Origin of the sequence: Arthrobacter sp. UYEF21 (genome assembly GCF_040546085.1) — a bacterium.
Classification (GTDB): Bacteria; Actinomycetota; Actinomycetes; order Actinomycetales; family Micrococcaceae; genus Arthrobacter.
On record NZ_JBEPNF010000007.1, the window covers coordinates 58,536 to 75,297 of the forward strand.

At 64.4% G+C, this 16,762-nt stretch carries 15 protein-coding genes; 7 read left to right on the plus strand and 8 right to left on the minus strand.

Annotated features, from left to right (window positions below; translation table 11 throughout):
* The first annotated feature begins 5 nt into the window (after window positions 1–5).
* Entirely contained in the window at window positions 6–416 is a 411-nt protein-coding gene (locus ABIB27_RS09625; protein WP_354217686.1) for a helix-turn-helix domain-containing protein, read from the plus strand.
* A gap of 31 nt (window positions 417–447) precedes the next feature.
* Here the strand turns inward: ABIB27_RS09625 and ABIB27_RS09630 are convergent, their stop codons facing one another.
* Entirely contained in the window at window positions 448–1,665 is a 1,218-nt protein-coding gene (locus ABIB27_RS09630; RefSeq protein WP_354217685.1) for a PucR family transcriptional regulator, read from the minus strand.
* A gap of 233 nt (window positions 1,666–1,898) precedes the next feature.
* Here ABIB27_RS09630 and ald point away from each other — a divergent pair, with 233 nt between their 5' ends.
* On the plus strand, window positions 1,899–3,017 hold the full coding sequence (gene ald / locus ABIB27_RS09635) for an alanine dehydrogenase (protein WP_354217684.1): 1,119 nt from the start codon (window positions 1,899–1,901) through the stop codon (window positions 3,015–3,017).
* Between the two features lie 153 nt (window positions 3,018–3,170).
* On the opposite strand, the gene ABIB27_RS09640 is transcribed toward ald, so the two are convergent.
* The 7 genes from ABIB27_RS09640 to ABIB27_RS09670 form a co-directional block, all read right to left on the minus strand.
* Window positions 3,171–4,922 carry an IS1634 family transposase gene (locus ABIB27_RS09640; protein WP_354253828.1) on the minus strand — a complete coding sequence of 584 codons (1,752 nt, stop codon included), beginning with the start codon at window positions 4,920–4,922 and terminating at the stop codon, window positions 3,171–3,173.
* Window positions 4,923–5,059: 137 nt separating this feature from the next.
* Window positions 5,060–6,118, minus strand: a complete 1,059-nt coding sequence (locus ABIB27_RS09645) for a Gfo/Idh/MocA family protein (protein ID WP_354216988.1) — start codon at window positions 6,116–6,118, stop codon at window positions 5,060–5,062.
* Between the two features lie 157 nt (window positions 6,119–6,275).
* A complete protein-coding gene (locus ABIB27_RS09650) occupies window positions 6,276–7,994 on the minus strand; it encodes an ABC transporter family substrate-binding protein (protein ID WP_354216987.1) in 1,719 nt (572 codons plus the stop codon).
* Between the two features lie 49 nt (window positions 7,995–8,043).
* Complete coding sequence (locus ABIB27_RS09655) at window positions 8,044–10,281, minus strand: ABC transporter ATP-binding protein (protein WP_354216986.1); 2,238 nt, start codon at window positions 10,279–10,281, stop codon at window positions 8,044–8,046.
* Window positions 10,278–11,252 (minus strand): ABC transporter permease, encoded by a 975-nt coding sequence (locus ABIB27_RS09660; RefSeq protein WP_354216985.1) that lies wholly within the window; start codon window positions 11,250–11,252, stop codon window positions 10,278–10,280. The genes ABIB27_RS09655 and ABIB27_RS09660 overlap by 4 nt, the downstream gene beginning before the upstream one ends.
* A 2-nt stretch (window positions 11,253–11,254) precedes the next feature.
* Window positions 11,255–12,238: an ABC transporter permease gene (locus ABIB27_RS09665; protein ID WP_354216984.1), complete on the minus strand. Its 984-nt coding sequence runs from the start codon at window positions 12,236–12,238 to the stop codon at window positions 11,255–11,257.
* A gap of 355 nt (window positions 12,239–12,593) precedes the next feature.
* Entirely contained in the window at window positions 12,594–12,773 is a 180-nt protein-coding gene (locus ABIB27_RS09670) for a hypothetical protein (RefSeq protein ID WP_354216983.1), read from the minus strand.
* A gap of 33 nt (window positions 12,774–12,806) precedes the next feature.
* On the opposite strand from ABIB27_RS09670, the gene ABIB27_RS09675 reads away from it, so the two are divergent.
* The 5 genes from ABIB27_RS09675 (at window position 12,807) to ABIB27_RS09695 (ending at window position 16,734) form a co-directional block, all read left to right on the plus strand.
* Entirely contained in the window at window positions 12,807–13,301 is a 495-nt protein-coding gene (locus ABIB27_RS09675) for an NAD(P)H-dependent oxidoreductase (RefSeq protein WP_354216995.1), read from the plus strand.
* Window positions 13,302–13,538: 237 nt separating this feature from the next.
* A complete protein-coding gene (locus ABIB27_RS09680; RefSeq protein ID WP_354216982.1) occupies window positions 13,539–14,366 on the plus strand; it encodes a hypothetical protein in 828 nt (275 codons plus the stop codon).
* A gap of 78 nt (window positions 14,367–14,444) precedes the next feature.
* Complete coding sequence (locus ABIB27_RS09685) at window positions 14,445–15,749, plus strand: aminotransferase-like domain-containing protein (protein WP_354253829.1); 1,305 nt, start codon at window positions 14,445–14,447, stop codon at window positions 15,747–15,749.
* Between the two features lie 53 nt (window positions 15,750–15,802).
* Window positions 15,803–16,231 (plus strand): universal stress protein, encoded by a 429-nt coding sequence (locus tag ABIB27_RS09690; RefSeq protein WP_354216980.1) that lies wholly within the window; start codon window positions 15,803–15,805, stop codon window positions 16,229–16,231.
* A 155-nt stretch (window positions 16,232–16,386) separates the two neighbouring features.
* Complete coding sequence (locus ABIB27_RS09695; RefSeq protein WP_354216979.1) at window positions 16,387–16,734, plus strand: hypothetical protein; 348 nt, start codon at window positions 16,387–16,389, stop codon at window positions 16,732–16,734.
* The last annotated feature ends 28 nt before the right edge of the window (window positions 16,735–16,762 follow it).

The window sequence follows — 16,762 nt, forward strand, 5'->3', positions numbered from 1 at the left end:
TTGGCATGGCACTGATAGCTTCCAGGATGACTGCCGGCCTCCCGGCCGAGGACGCAGGAAAACTGCAGCAGGCCCTGGAGGGCGGCCAGGACATCACTGTCTTTGTGGACGGCACCGTCCACCGGCTGACACCTCAGGCGAGGGACGCCGTCGTCGACCTCCTCAGCCGGTTCGGCCGCGGCGAAGCGGTGACCGTCAGCAGCGTGGAGGAGGTGCTCACCACCTCCCAGGCGGCCGAGCTCGCCGGGATTTCCCACACGTACTTGCGGAACATGACCGATCGCGGCGAGATACCAGTGGAATACCGCGGCACGCACCGCCGGATCAGGCTGGCGTCCATCATGGCCTGGCTGGACGAGCAGAAGAAGAGCGAGCAGCACAACAGCCAGCAGCAGAAGACACCGGGGCCGGCCTAGGAATCAGGGGGCTTATGTCCCTCAGGGCACGCTAGATCCGCGGACGCGCCGCCCAGCGCCGCATTTTCAGGGCCGCGTGGAGTTCCAGCCGGGGCATGCCCTTGAGCGGGTCGACGCCCAGGAGTTGGCGGATGCGGCCCAGGCGGTTGTAGATGCTGCTGCGGTGCAGGTGGAGTTTGGTGGCCACGTCCTGGACCGCGCCGTCGTTGTCATAGATGAGCTCCAGCACAGGGAGGAGCTCGTGGTTCCGGTCATGGTCCTCAAGCATCCGGACGTAGACGGACCCGGAGTCAGCCCACGCCCCGGCACCCCCACCCGCGGATGCCAGCAGCTGGTAGACGCCCGTGGCCCGGCAATCCACCAGTTCGCCCAGCTGGGGATCTACCGCCGCCGCCTGCGCTGCCTGCCGGGACTGCCGGTACGCCTCGGCAAGCTCGCGCGGCCTCGAAAAACCCTCGCTGATGCCCAGGATAATGCGGTGCACCGGCCGTCCCGACCGTTTGGCCAGCTCCAGCTGGTAATGGACCAGGACCTGGGCATGGTTAGCGCGGCCCACGGACTCGCTGAACAGGACCACGGCGTGGGTTTCCGTGCCCGCACTGAACAGCGCCACGTCCACGCCCACGGTGGCCTGCAGCGCGGCGGACCGGTGGATCAGGGTCGAGGCGATGGGGTCGGGACCGCCGGCCCAGCCGTCGGCGTCGAGCACTGTAACCATCTGCCAGGGGCCCTTGCCCTGGATTTCCTTCCACCCCGCCACGGCGGCCACCGCGTTGACCTCGCCAACGCAGGCGGCCAGGAACTCGCGTTCGCGGCTGCGCCGAAACTCTGACTCAGCGGTGTTGGAGTCCAGCAGCAGGCCGGAAAGCAGTTCGATCCCCTGGGCCACGTCCGGCAACTGGGCGAGAATCGCCGTCGGATTTTCCTCTGCCGAGTCCTGTTGGACCCACAGGTAGCCCACGCGAAAACCGCGCACCATCAAGGGGACACAGACCCGGCCCAGCATTCCCAGGTCCGGATTGGCTGGAATCACCACCGGGCGGACCGCCGTGGCGATGCCGTGGGAAAGCTGCCAGGCGCTGACGTCAGCGGGGACCCTCTTGCTCAGCAGGAAGTTCACCCGGACCCGGTCCGCGTGGGACTGGTTGGAGCTGTAGGCGAGCAGCAGGCCGTCCAGGTCTTCGAGCGAAAGCCCGCGCCCGAGCTTCTGGGCCACCTGCTCCACCAGCTGTTCCACGTCCTGCTGCATGGGCTAACACTACTGCCCGCCCGGCCCTCCCGGCGAACGAACATCAGGCGACACCTGACGCCCGCGGACTGAACATTTGTCGATATACGAAATCCAAAATTGCCGGAATCACGCGGGACCGGTGCACTCAGGATCCAGGTTTGCTGTCAGGTGGATCACAGCGGGATTTATTCTGGAATCACAACCTTCCCCGCAATTTCGGACCCATCCGGTACGAGAACATGGAGCCCCAAATGATCATCGGTGTCCCCAAAGAGATCAAGAACAACGAATTCCGCGTTGCCATCACCGCAGCCGGCGTCAACGAGTTCCGCACGCACGGCCATACCGTCCTGGTGGAGCGCGGCGCAGGGCTGGGTTCAGGGATCACGGACGAGGAATACGCGATCGCCGGTGCAGAGATCGTGGCCGACGCCGATAACGTATGGGCCGGCGCGGACATGGTCATGAAAGTCAAGGAACCCATCAAAGCCGAGTACCACCGTTTCCGCAAGGGCCTGATCCTCTTCACCTACCTCCACCTCGCCGCTGAGCCGGAACTCACCCAGGAGCTCATCAACTCCGGCGTCACGGCCATCGCCTACGAGACCGTGCAGGAAGGCCGCACCCTGCCGCTGCTGGCTCCGATGTCCGAGGTTGCCGGTCGCCTGTCCGTGCAGGTGGGCGCCACCTCACTGATGGCACCGGCCGGGGGCAAGGGTGTGCTCCTGGGCGGCGTGCCGGGTGTCCGGCCTGCCAAGGTGGTTGTTCTGGGTGCCGGCGTTGCGGGCACCAACGCCGCGGCCATGGCACTGGGGCTGGGCGCCGACGTGACCATCCTGGACATCAACATCAACCGCCTCCGCGAACTCGACGCCCAGTACGCCGGCCGGCTCAAGACCGTGGCATCCAACAAGTACGAGATCGAGAAGTCAGTGGTGGACGCGGACCTCGTGATCGGGTCCGTCCTGATCCCCGGCGCCAAGGCCCCCAAGCTGGTCAGCAACGAGCTCGTGTCGCGGATGAAGCCCGGCTCGGTGCTGGTGGACATCGCGGTGGACCAGGGCGGGTGCTTCGAGGATACCCACCCCACCACGCACCAGGAACCCACCTACAAGGTGCACAACACCATCTTTTACTGCGTGGCCAACATGCCCGGCGCTGTGCCAAACACCTCCACCCACGCGCTGACCAACGTCACGCTGCGCTACGCCGTGGCCTTGGCCAACCTGGGCGTGCGGGCCGCCTTCGACCGCGATACCGCACTTGCAGCCGGCCTCAACATCGCCGGCGGCCACGTGGCACACCACTCCGTGTCCGAGGCTCACAACCTGCCCCTCGTCGCGGACTGGCACGAGCTCGTTTCGGCGTAGTCCTCCTTTGGCCGTTCCGGTGGTTGAGCCTGTCGAAACTTAGGTTCGACAGGCTCAACCACCGGCCTCTTTTAAGCTGAAGTTACGTGAGTTAAGACAGGAAGATCCCCGGGTTTCCGGGGATCTTCCTGTCTTTTGGTTTGGGGTGTCTGGCTACTTTCTGTGGTTGGTGGCGTGGTCGTGGATGAGGTTTAGGGCTTGGTGCTGGGTTTCGGTGGGCGCGGCGAGTAGCTCGAAGGTGCCGGTGGTGCCGGTCATTTTCATGGTGTTTCTGGTCCTGGTGCCGAGGTGGCGGAGAAGGGCTTGGTAGGAGCGCGCCGGGGTGCCGTCGTCCAGGGTGCGGGTGCTGGCCTTCCGTGCGGCGGCGGTGGAGCGGTGCACGGAGGCGACGGGCTCCTCGGGGACGGGCCGGTCTTCGTCGGTGAAGGTCAGGGGTGTGAGGGCCTGACGCAGGTGCCAGGTCAGGTGCCCGGCGAGCATGCAGAGGAACACGTGGGCGCGGGTGCGTTCCTCGGTGTGGTGGTAGATCGGGCGGATGTGCAGGTCCCGGGATTTGAGGGTTTTGAAAATCTTTTCCACGTTCGCCAGGGACTTGTAAACCCGGACCGTCTCGGCGGCGCCCATGGTGTCCTCGTTGACGCTGGTGCGGATGACATAGATCCCATCCAGATCGGCTTCCCTGGCGATGGTTTCCGGGTTCCGTTCCCAGGCCAGGGTGGTGTCGGTGATGGTGAGGGTGAAGTGCTTGGCCATATTGTTCTTCCCCAGGGTTTTCCCGACTCTGAGCCCGGTCTTCCCGGCGTCCTTGAGCCGGCCCGCGGTCACGGCTTTCTGGATGGTTTTCAACCGTTCTTCGGTCACGTCAAGGAGCTCTTCGCGCTTGCGTTTGCGCAGGGAAGCCAGGGCGGGGTTGTAGCAGGCGATCAGCCGTTCCCCCGGGTAGTCCGGGTGGCTGATTTCGGCGAGGTTCTGCTGATCGAACAGGCTCATTTGCAAGGGGCCCTGGTCCTCGGCGAGGGCCTGGATGGCGGTGTTGCGCAGGGCGCTGACCCAGCCCAGGGCGGTGTTTTTCAGGTCCTGGATGCGGGCGGAGGTGATCATGCCCCGGTCCCCGACCATGACCATGTCTTCCACCCCGGCGAGGGCCTGGATTTCCTTAGCGATGGCAATGAAAGCGGTCGGATCCGCCGTGTTCCCCGGTAACACGCGGACCGCGACGGGGATCCCGGCACGGGTGGCCAGCATCCCGTACTCAATCCGCTCCACCCCGCGCTTTTTGTCCCGGGAATAGCCATGCGCGGCCAGGGGGTTGTGGGTGCCGGTCACCCACGAGGAGGAAAGATCAAACAGGGCCAGTTTCTCCGGGTTCGCCTCCGGGCGCAGATAGGTGAGGACCAAGGCTTTTTCAATCTGTGCTTGGCGGGTGCCGAGCCAGTCCATGGCCCGGTACAGGTCATCGGTGCTCACCGGCCCCAGGTCAGCCCCGAGGGTAGAGTCGGCGAACCAGGACAGGGTCGCCAGCTTCGAGGACGGCGCGCAGATCCGTGCGGCCAGCAACGCCATGACCAGATCCCGTTCCCGGCACGCCGGACCCACCATCGCCTCGAACCCGAGTCCTCGGGCCATGGCGTACACGGCTTCGATATGGCCGTGAGGCAGGGAGCGGGTGATCTGCAACGCCACTCCGGCCTCCACCATCGTCTTGCCCGCCAACGACGCCTTCAGCGTGTCAATGGCTGGAGCCGGCAGCGCCGAGAGGTTGGCGAGGGTTTCGTGTTTGACCTTCCCGTCCTCCCGGAAGGAGCGGCGCAGCAGCACTGAGCGGTACTCGACCTCCACCCCGGACTTGTTCGTCCGGCGGGAAGTATTCACGGCTACATGCATGGCAGGCGCTGCCTTGGTCATACCCCGACAATACGCTTCACCGCGGTCAAAGTGAAGAGATATTCAAAATAATTTAGTGGCTACAAATGTCGGTACAAAAATGGTCCTTCCCCCGGAATCCAGAAGGAAAACGAGGAAAGGACCAACGTAACTTCAGTTTAAGCCAGGTCCCGTGCTCCTTCTATGAGTTTAAGGACGTCGACGGCGGCTGTTGGGTCTACCGGGAGCGGCAGTACGGAGGTGGTTCCGCCGGCGCGGATCTTGTCCGCCAGCAGCCGGTAGAACTCCGGATAGGCGCCGCGTTCGGTGGGCAATGCGTCCAGGTGGCCGTCGCGGCCCAGCACACCCGCCCATTCCGGGGCTTCAACGCCGTAATCTGAATCCAGCGGGCTGCCTCCGGCCACGATGTACGGTTCCTGCGGGTCGATCCCGTGCTTGGTGAAACCGCCGGTGGAGCCGAGGACGCGGAACCGGGGACCCTGCTGGGCGCAGAGCTTGTTCATGGCCAGGTGGCTGAGGACGCCCGACTCGTGCCGCAGGACCACAAACGCGTCGTCGTCAGCCTTCTCCTCGGGCCTTCGGATTCGAAGTTCAGAATGGACCACCGTGGCGGGCCCGAACAGCTGCAGGGCCTGGTCGATCAGGTGGGTGCCGAGATCGAACAGCACACCGCCGCCGTCTGCCGCCGTCGCGCTGGCTTTCCAGGCTTTAGAAATCTGGGGAGTCCAGCGCTCAAAGCTGGATTCAAAGCGCGTCACGTTGCCCAGCGCGCCGCCATTCAGAACCTTGCGGACGGTCAGGAAATCCCCGTCCCAACGCCGGTTGTGGAAGACCGTAAGGACCCGGCCCAGCTGTTCAGCCAACGCGATGAGGTCCTGCCCCTGGGCGCTGCTGACGGCGAAGGGCTTGTCCACCACAACGTCCAGGCCGGCCTCCAGCGCAGCCTTGGCTAGCGGGAAATGGGTGGCCGGCGGCGTCCCCAGCACCACGAGGTCAAGGTCACCAGCCAGCTCAAGGACGGCACCGCCGTCGCGCACGGTTTTGATGCCCGGGTAACGCTCCGTTGCGGCAGCCTGGCGGCCGGCGTCGGACGTTGCGATGACTTCCAGCGAGTAGCGGCTGTCCGCCGCGATGAACGGCGCGTGGAAAACGCTTCCGGAGAGGCCATAACCGACGACGGCCGTCCGGATGGTGCGTTCAGGTTCAGGCCAGGTCATAGGGTAAACGCTACCTGCACGCTCTCTCACTTCCTGCATGTTTAGGACGTACGCTCTCGCACCCTTTAAGGGTCGTTGACCGGCGACGGCCCGACGGTGAGCGAGCGTCCGGGAAAAACCAGCAACACGTGAGAGAGCGTCCGATGGGGCGGGAGTTCTACTTCTTTACCCAGCCGAGGGTGGTCCAGTCCGGAACCTGGGACAGGCTCTGGAAGAGGGACGGGCCGTAGTTGGCGAGGCCGGTGCGAACGAATGAGATCTGCGGGCCGTTCATCACCACACCCATGGAGAAGTACTTCGCCATGTGCTCTTTTTCAACGTCCATTGCTGCCTTGTTGCGCTCGGCGTTGTCCTCGATGGAGGCCAGGGCGGCGATCTTCTTGTCCAGCTCGGCATCGCCCAAGCCGTTCAGGTCGGTCTTGGAGTCGTAGTACTGCTTGACGGCATCCGTGGCGTCGGGGCCCACGGTGTAACCCGAGACGCTGAGGTCGAACTCGCGTGAGCCCAGGACTTTGCCGAAGTCGGCAGATGCTCGCTGATCGATGCCAACATCCATGCCGCCGGCCTGGAGCTGCTTCTGCAGGGTCTGGGTGAAGGCGAGGGTGGTGGGATCGTCACCGAAGTTGCTGATCTTGAAGGCGGCAGGCTTGCCGTCCTTCGCCATGATGCCCGCGGAGTTGGGTGTGTAGCCGGCATCAGTGAGCACCTTCTTGGCTGCGTCCGGGCCGGTTTCCTTCACGGGGTAGTTGTCCTGGTAGTAGTCGGAGAAGGGCAGGAGCATCATGGAGCCGGAGCTGGGCTCTTCCCAGTTCAGGCCGTTGAAGCGCACCTTGCGGAGAGCCTCGCGGTCAACCGCGGCAAAGATCGCCTTGCGCACGTCGACGTCGGTGATCCTCTTGGCGTTGATGTTCATGCCGCCGGCAAACAGGCGCTGGCCGCGGCGAACCTCTGCGTCCTTGGTGCCGTCGAGTTGCTTGTAGAGGGAGATGGTGTTGGCCGACATGCCGTCGATTTCGCCGTTCTTGAAAGCAGCGACCTGTGCGCTCGTCTCCAACTGGCGGAAGACCACGCTTTCCAGGATCGGTTCAGTGCCCCACCACTTGTCGTTGCGTACCAGGCTGACCGTCTTCGCGGCAGCATCGTACTGGTTCAGCTTGAAGGGACCGGCCATCCACTCGGGGTGCATATTGCCGTTGAAACCTTCGTTGAAGATCTCGGGGGTGTTCACGGCCGGGTGGATCAGGCCGAAGAAGAGGGAGTCAATGGGGTAGACCGGCTGGGTGGTCTTGACGATGACTTCCTTGTTGCTGCTGCCGGCCTCCACCGATTCAACGAACTGGTACGCACCGGAGCTGACGATGTCGTAGCCCGCGTCGGGGCTCTTCAGGACGTTCCAGGTGTTCTGGAAAGCCCTGACGTCGATCGGCGTGCCGTCATTGTAGGTGGCCTTGTCATTGACCTTGATGGTGATGGTCTGCTTGCCGTCGACCACTTTGCTGTCCACAGACTCGCAGAATTCCTTGTTGGGCGTGACCTTACCCGCGAAGTCGACCTTCCAGCAGCCGCCAATGCCTCCACCTGTGACCGCGACTGGATTTATCGGGGCCATCAGTGCGGAGTTGTCCGAGCTGTTACCGTTGTTGGAGAACCCGTTGAAGTCCGGCCCGATGCTGCCAAGCGGCAGGGTGACCTTGCCGCCCTGCTGGAGATCGGCTGCAGGCTTTTCGTTAATGCTGATGAGCTTGGAGAGGTCGCTGCCTGCCCCCTGACCCTTAGCGGTTTCCGGTCCGGTGGGCGAGCCTCCACCGCCGCAGGCCGTCAGCGTGAGGGCCGCGGCAATGGCCGCGGCTCCGCCGATCTTGGTCAGATTCCTCATAATTTTCCCTTCATAAGTGCGGGTGGTGCTTGTGATGAGTGTATGAAAGCTAGGGTGCATTGTGGTCCACCCGGTCGTAGACAACCACCATGTCCGGCTCCAGCTCCCCGTCCGGGAAGAAGCAGGCGAACTGCTGGTCAAGGGGCGCGGTGGGTCCGGCTTCGAGGGCCTGCACGGCGGCAGAAGGGCGCACAGCTTCCAGTGGCGGCTCGAGGGTGAGGCACTTTTCCTGCTTCGCGGCCGGAAGCGCAGTATATACGGGGCACCGGGTGGCGAAGTTGCAGCCTTTCGGGGCGTCCAGTGGCGAGGGAGGGTCGCCCTGCAGGATGATGCGTTCGCGGGTGCGCTCCAATTGCGGATCCGGAACGGGGATGGCTGACAGCAGGGCCCGCGTGTACGGATGGCGCGGGTTGTCAAAGACCCGGGCCACCTCGCCGATTTCCACGATCTTGCCGAGGTACATCACAGCCACGCGGTCGGAGATGTGCCGGACCACGGAGAGGTCATGCGCCACCATCAAGTAGCTGAGGCCCAACTCGGCACGGAGCTTGTCCAGGAGGTTGATGACCCCGGCCTGAACCGAAACGTCCAGGGCAGAGACCGGTTCGTCCAGGACCACGAGCTTCGGGTTGACCGCAAGGGCACGGGCAATGCCGACGCGCTGCCGCTGGCCGCCGGAGAACTGGTTGGGGAACCGGTTGACGTGGTCAGGCTGCAGCCCCACAAGCTTCATCAGTTCCATGATGCGCTTCTTGATGGCCGGCCTGTCCATGCCTGCGTTCTGGAGTGGTTCAGCCAGGACCTCGTAGACGGTGAAACGCGGGTCGAGGGCTCCCGTGGGATCCTGGAAGACCATCTGCATTTCCCTGCGCATGGCACCCTTGGCCTTGGCATCGACGGCCTGCTTATTGCTGATGCCGCCGATGACCACCTCGCCGTCCTGATCCTTGTGAAACTCCATGATTTCCAGGAGGGTGGTGGTTTTGCCGGAACCGGACTCCCCAACGATGGAAAAGCATTCGCCTTCGCGAATGTCGAAGCTCAGGCCGTCCACCGCTTTGACGGTCCCGATGCGTCGCTTGAGGAGGGCGCCCTTGGTCAGCGGAAAATGCTTGCGGACGTCTCTGAGTTCCAGCACGGTGGCACGTTTCCCGCGGGGAATGGCGTCAAACCGGGACATCGGAACCGGAGGCGCCGAGAAGATTTCCAGGGCATCCGCACCCGCACCAAGCTCGTCGGACCGGATGCAGGCCGCCCTGTGCCCGGCGTTGCCGTCGGCTGCCAGCAGCGGCGGTTCGCCGGCGAGGCAGGCGTCTGTGACCAACGGACAGCGCGGCGCAAAGGAGCAGCCGGTGGGCGTGTGCAGCAGGTTCGGCGGGATCCCGTCGATGGGGACGAGCGAGGATTTCTCCGCGACGTCCACCCTAGGCACCGCGCCGAGCAGGCCCATGGTGTACGGCATCCGCGGGTTGTAGTAGATGTCGTCCACTCCGCCGGTTTCCACCGGCTTCCCGGCGTACATCACCATGATGTCGTCGGCGATGCCCGCCACCACGCCCAGATCGTGGGTGATCATCACGACGGCGGCGCCCGTTTCCTCCTGCGCCGTATGCAGCACCTCCAGCACCTGAGCCTGGATGGTGACGTCCAGCGCCGTCGTCGGCTCGTCCGCGATCAGCACCCGGGGATTGTTGGCGATGGCGATGGCGATCATCACGCGCTGGCGCATGCCGCCGGAGAACTCGTGGGGGAAGGCTTTGAGCCTGTTCTTTGGGCTGGGAATGCCCACCATGGCCAGAAGTTCGACGGCGCGGGCTTCCTTCGCCAGTTTGCTCATGCCCGGATTGTGGATGGTCAGGGCCTCGGCGATCTGTGCTCCCACCGTGTACACCGGGGTGAGGGAGGAGAGCGGGTCCTGGAACACCATGGCCATGTCGTTGCCGCGGTGCGCACACATGGCTTTGTCGCTAAGGCCAAGCAGTTCCTTGCCGTTGAGCCGGACCGAGCCGGAGATCTCCGCCGTTGCCGGCAAGAGGCCCATGATCGCCAGCGACGTCACCGATTTGCCGGACCCGGATTCCCCCACGATTCCCAGCGTCCTGCCCGGCAGCAGGTCGAAGTCCACACCGCGGACCGCGTGCACTGAGCCGTTCTCGGTGTTGAAGCTGACGTTTAGGTCCCGGACGGACAGCACGGCGTCCGACGGCGCGTTCAGGCCTGCGACGTGGAGCCGTTCGACGGTCGTCCGGGCGGCGTCAGCCGGCTCAATGAAGGTTCCGTTGCTCATTTGCCCTTCCCCTGTCCGCGCTTCTTCCTGGCTTTGCCCACTGAACTGGAGCTCGGATCGAAGGCGTCCCGCAGGCCATCGTTCATCATGGCCAGCGATCCGGTAAGCAGAAACATCACCATCAGGGGAACCCAGAACATCCACGGGAAGGTCTGGACCTGCGATGAGGCACCGCCGATCAGGACGCCAAGGCTGATATCGGGAACCTTGATGCCGATACCGATGAAGGAAAACGCGACTTCGGCGAGGATGGCTCCGGTGACGCCCCGGGTGACGTCCAGGACGAGGAGTGACCCGATGTTTGGCACCAGGTGCCGCCACACGATCCGGCGCGGCGGCACACCCATGTACTGGGCCGCCTTCACGAAGTCCCGCTGCATCAGGGACATGGACATGGACCGGATCAGCCTGGCGGTACCCATCCAGCTGAACACCAGGAGCACAATGATCAGCAGCAGCCAGGACGGCAGGTTCTGCTTGAAGTTCGCGCCGCCGCCGCTCGTGGCAACCGCCACCACCAGGAGGGCGGGCATCATGATGAGCGCTTCGAGGACAAAGAGCATGACCCTGTCCACTTTGCCGCCGAAATAGGCCATAGTGCAGCCGTACACTGCCGCTATCAGGACGGAAACGAGTCCCACGATCAGGCCGATCAGGATGGAGATGCGGGTGCCTTCAACGGTCATGGCGTAGAGATCTATGCCCGCCTGCGACGTTCCCAGGAAGTGCTCCCCGGAAGGTGGCATGGCAATGTTGAAGGGATCGATGGTCTCCTTGTCCCACTGCGTGAAAAAGCCGCCCACGAAGGAGAAGACGGTCAGCGCCAGAAATATCGCCAGCCCCGCGACCGCCGTCTTATTGCGCATAAAGCGGCGGAAGATGATGGTGGACTTGCCGATCACCGCATCGGTGCTCTCCAGATGCGCGTCCTGGGCAACAGCTGCCGGGTCAACGGCGTTGAGGTTCGTCATGGTTACTGCACCCGCACTCTCGGGTCAACAAGCGTTGTGGCGAAGTCGGCCAGGATGGCGCCAAGGGCGAAGATCACCGAGCCGTAAGCAAGGGTGGCCGTGGCAGCATTGACGTCCTGCAGGGAGATGGCGTCGATGCTCCAGGACCCGACTCCGGGCCAGGCAAAGATCTTCTCGGCGAAGAAGCCGCCGGCAAAAATGGCGGGAATGGTAAATGCGATGCTCTGGGCGACGGGAATAAACGACACCCGAAGGGCGTGCCTGGAGATGGCCTGGTTGCGGGTCAGGCCCTTGGCGCGGGCCGTCCGGACAAAGTCCGCGTTGACGTTGTCCAGCAGGTACTGCCGCTGCGCGATTTGATACGAACCCCAGCCGACCAGGGTGATGGCGATGGTGGGTACCGCATAGTGCGCCAGCATGTCCACGAACTGCCCCCACCCCGGTGCCATGCCGGGAGTGGAGATACCGGTGACGAAGAAGATGCGTTCACCGACGGTCTCGTTGATGTTGATGGCACCCAACTGCACCAGGAAGTACGCGATGGGTGCGGGCACGATGTAGGCAAGGTAGCTGTAGGACGTGATGGCCCGGTCCTGGAACTTGTACTGGCGGGCCGCCGAATACACGCCGAGGGCAACGCCGATGACCAGCGTCAGAATGATGGCAGCCAGGAAGAGCCGGGTGGAGATCCAGACGCGGTCGCCGAATTCGGCGTTGATATAGGCGCCGTTGGGGCTGCGCCCCCAGTCCCAACGGGTCACAATGCTTATCAGCCACTCCACGTAGCGCTCCCACGGGCTGAGATCCGGGTCCAGCCCCTTCAGGCGCATGGAGTTGGCCACCTGCTCAGGGGTGGGCCGGGGAATCCGCTCCTGTTCAAGGAGGGCTGGCTTGAGGGAGCTGACCGCCAGGAAGTATCCGGCCGAAGTGGTCAGGAAAATCATAAAAATGTAGGTGATGCCACGTTTGGCAAGGTACCGGAGCATATGGCGTCTATCTCAGGATCGAGGCCGCTCGGGGTGCGGAAGGAATCCCCAGCGGCTCGTCCTGGTGGGCCACCGGATAACTTGCCTTGACTTCATCCATGTTCCAGATCCTTCCGATGTCCGGCAGCCTGCGGATCTTGCTGCTGCCGGGTGTCCACCAGCGCGTCGCTGGCCTCCAGCGACCCCAGGCACGCCCGGATAGTGGACCATGTTACGGGTCACAGTCCAGAGGAAAGTACCACATACACGGAGCCGCGGGGCGCGCCATTGCACCAAAACCGCCGGCCCGTATCAGATCGTTATGAAGAATTCCTTAAAACTGATTTGACTGGGCGATGCCGGAATCTGGAATATCCTATTGGCCGCCGATCACCCGTGTAACAAGTTCGCGCCACGAGGCTGTCAACCGTTCCGGCGCCAGGCCCCGGGCCCGGACGGCGTGCAACAGCCGCTCCGGTTCCAGCGTGGCCATCAGCGCCATGGCCATGAGTGCGGGGTCCGCGTCCATCCCTTCCTCCCGCAGCAGGATCTCCACGTGGCGCTGCCAGAGAACAGCTGCGGGTACGTCATGCCGGTTCTGGGCCAGCTGAACGCCCCCGAGCAGGTTGACGTGGTCATCCACGAAAGCCTGGACAACATCCCGTTCTACAACGAGGACATCGACGTCGAAGGCCAGGTCCCCGCCGCAGCGGCCGCCCTCCGCGCCGCCGCCAACGATGCCGACACCCTCCTCCTGGTCACCCCGGAGCACAACGGCACGGTTCCGGCATCGCTGAAGAACGCCATCGACTGGCTGTCCCGCCCCTACGGTGCAGGCGCCCTGTCCGGCAAGCCCACCGCCGTCGTCGGTACCGCCTTTGGCCAGTTCGGTGGCGTCTGGGCCCAGGACGAGGCCCGCAAGGCCGTCGGCATCGCCGGCGCCCAGGTCCTGGAGGACGTCAAGCTGGCGGTTCCGGGTTCCATGGTCCGCTTCGCCGAACTGCACCCGAAGGACGACGCCGAGGCTGTTGAGCAGATCAAGGGCGTCTTCGACGCGCTGACCGCCGCCCAGCCCGCAGCGTAGGGCCGCCGCAGGCGTAAGCCCGCGATCAAGCCAACTGCATGCCCCGGACACCCAAGTGGTGCCCGGGGCATCAGTCTGTGCCGGTATTTTGTTACCGCACCGTGAGCATGCAAGTGACCATTGGCGCCTGCGTGACCAACTCTTGCCCCAACCGGTACCGCGCGGACATGTTCAGCGCCCCGAGAGCGCCGTAACGTTAATGCACGGTAAGCACGGGAATGGGAACGCGGTGCGGACATGGCAGGCACACGGACGGCCGGGGGACTCATGGCGACGGCGGCGGCGCTGACTCTTCCGCTGTTGCTCGGCTCCTGCAATCCCGGCTCAGTCCCATTCGCCGGCGGCAGCATCCCCGCCGGGGCCACCGCGGTTGAACCCACAGAGTCCGCAGCGGCAGTTCTGGTCCCGGCGCCCCAGCCGCAGGCACCTCCCCCGCCCCTGACAACGCCTGTTGAAGCCGAAGCCGCCGCGCCGCCCCCGCAACAGTCTGCGGTACCCTCCGCCTACGGGAGCACCCCGGATGCCGGCGGAAGCACTGCACGGGTGCCGGGGTCCCTGTCCGGCGCCGCCCAGCCGCGGCCTTCGCCAAGCCCTGAGGCCTCCGCGGCACCGCCGGGACGGCCCTCCGCCGGGAGACCCGCCGGGCCGCCCAGCCAACAGACCGGGGCCAGGCCGGTCACGGCCTACTACGTGCTGCTTGACGACGGCGGCGCCGGCGGGGTTCGCTTTGGCTGCAATGACAGCCTGGCCAGCGTCCGCCGCTCCGAGAGAGGATCCGCCGACCCGCTGGCCGCCGCCATGAACGCTCTGCTGGACGGATCCGCAGAGCCTGCGCCCGGGCTGCACAACGCACTGGCGTCCTCCACGCTGACATTCCTGTCCGGGACGTTCGACGGCACCACCGTCACCGTCTACCTGGCCGGAAAGCTCCGTCCGGGCGGCGTGTGCGACATCCCACGGGTCGAGGCCCAACTCACGCAGACCGCCGTGGCGTCAGTGGGCGCCATCCGCGCTGAGGTCTACGTCAATGGCGTGGGCCTCGCCAAAACCCTGAGCCTCAGGTAACGCCGTCGGCGCGTTGGGGCAAGTTCAAGAAACAACAGGTGTTGCCTTATTGGCAACTGTCGGCTGTATCCTGAGGACGTGACCCACGAAACACTTGACGCTGCAGAAGTGCCGCTCCCAGCCGAAGCCATTGACGCCATCGAACGAGCCGCCACGTCCGCCCACCGCTCGGCCCATCCGCACGAGGCGCTGTTTTCGGAGCGGGCAGCCAATATTAAGCAGTCCGCCGTCCGGGACGTTTTCGACATCTCGCTGCGCCCCGGCCTCGTGTCCCTCGCCGGGGGCAGCCCCTACCTGCAGTCCCTTCCCCTGGCGCGGCTGGCAGCCACGGCCGCCGGCATCATCGCCAACGACGGGCTGACCGCGCTCCAGTACGGCGGCGGGCAGGGGACCGAAGAACTGCGCACCCAGATCTGCGAGGTCATGGCGGCCGAAGGAATCCCGGATGCCCTGCCGCAGAACGTGGTGATAACGGCAGGCTCCCAGTCGGCCCAGGACGTGGCCACGAAGGTCTTCTGCAACCCTGGCGATGTGGTGCTGGTGGAGGACCCCACCTACGTTGGTGCCCTCAATACGTTCGAGTCGTACCAAGTGGAGGTGGCCGCCGTGGAGATGGACCACGAAGGCCTTGTGCCCGAGCTGTTGGAGGCAAAGATCGCAGCACTTCAGACGGCAGGAAAGAGCATCAAGTTCCTCTACACCATTCCCAACTTCAACAACCCCTCCGGAATTACCCTGGCCGGGGATCGCAGGCAACAGATTGTGGATATATGCCGGAAGGCGAATATTTTGGTGCTGGAGGACAATCCCTACGGCCTCCTGCGCTACAGAGGCGAGCCACTTGAACCACTCCGCGCAGCCAACGCCACCGACGTAATCTACCTGGGTTCCTTCTCCAAGATTTTCGCTCCCGGCTTGCGCATCGGCTGGGCCCTTGTCCCAGAACATCTCCAGCGCCGCTACTATCTGGCGTCCGAGTCGGTCACACTGTGCCCGCCCACCCTCAACCAGATGTTGGTGTCCGCGTACCTCCGGGACTACGACTGGAAGGGCCAGATCGAAACCTACCGCGGACTCTACGCCGAAAGGTGCGCAGCGATGCTGACGGCGCTGGACGAACACATGCCGGCCGGCACCAGCTGGACCAGCCCCGAGGGTGGCTTCTTCGTGTGGGTCACACTGCCGGAGGGCGTGGACACGTACCCCCTGCTGCAAAAGGCGATCGACGCCGGTGTCGTCTTTATCCCTGGGGCTGCCTTCACCCCCTCCGATGAACCCTCCAACAGGCTGCGGCTGGCGTTCAGCGCCGTGCCGCCGGCCGCCATCGAGGAAGGTGTCCGCAGGTTGGCCGGGGTACTGCGGGATTCCGTCGCAGCGTTGTAACGTTGGCCGGACTGAACTATGGCCTATTTCATCTCTACCAAGGAGTGCAAAGCATGAGCGGAATAATCGTCGTGGGCGTTGACGGCAGCGGAACTGCCAAGAAGGCCGCCGAAGCGGCGCGGGATCTCGCCGTCGCCGTCGGCTCCTCGCTGCACGTGGTCTCAGCCTTCGACAGCGACCGCACCGAGGTCTTCGGCTCCGGCAGCGACCGGTGGATCGTTTCCGATGCCGACGGCGCCGAGCACGTGGCCAAGACCGTTGCCGATGCCCTGGCCGGTTCAATCAAGGTGACCTACTCGGCGGCCCGCGGCAAGCCGGCCGACGCCCTGATCAGCGAAGCCGAGCGCCTTGGCGCCCGGATGATCGTGGTGGGCAACCGGCGGATGCGCGGCATTGGCCGTGTGCTCGGAAGTGTGGCCAACAGTGTTGCCCACAATGCCACCTGCGACGTCTATATCGCCAACACCTATGACGCCGACTAACTGATGACCTGACACCATGCACCGGCCACACCTATCCGGTGCATGGTGTCTGTTCTCACCCCTTTGAGGCCGGATCCGGCACAGCCGAGGCGATAAAATCGAAGTGCCCCCAACGGAGCGGACAACCACCTCCCACTCAGCCAAAGGGGCCCTCCTTGCTTACTCTCCAGCGCCGCCAGCTTGTTGGCCACGACATCCTCCTCGCCCGCCACGGCAACCACATCTGCTCCATGCGGGTGGACCACGGCAGCGGCCGGGTGATTGCGCTTCTGGATGACGGCTCCGTGGACAGCGCACCCAACCTCATCTCGCCGGATCTTCGCCTCCCGGCCACCATACGGAGTGTCCTGCGCGAGGACCGGAAGTTCTTCGCTGCCGTCACAGCCGCCGCCCTGATCGTTGTCGGCCTGCTGTTCGGAACGTCCGCGGCCCTGGCGGGGACTTGGGCCGGTGATCCTGAAATGGTCGAGATGCTTACGGCCTACTCCGCACACCCCTTCTAAGGGGTGAGAGTCTCTCACCAACGCGGGC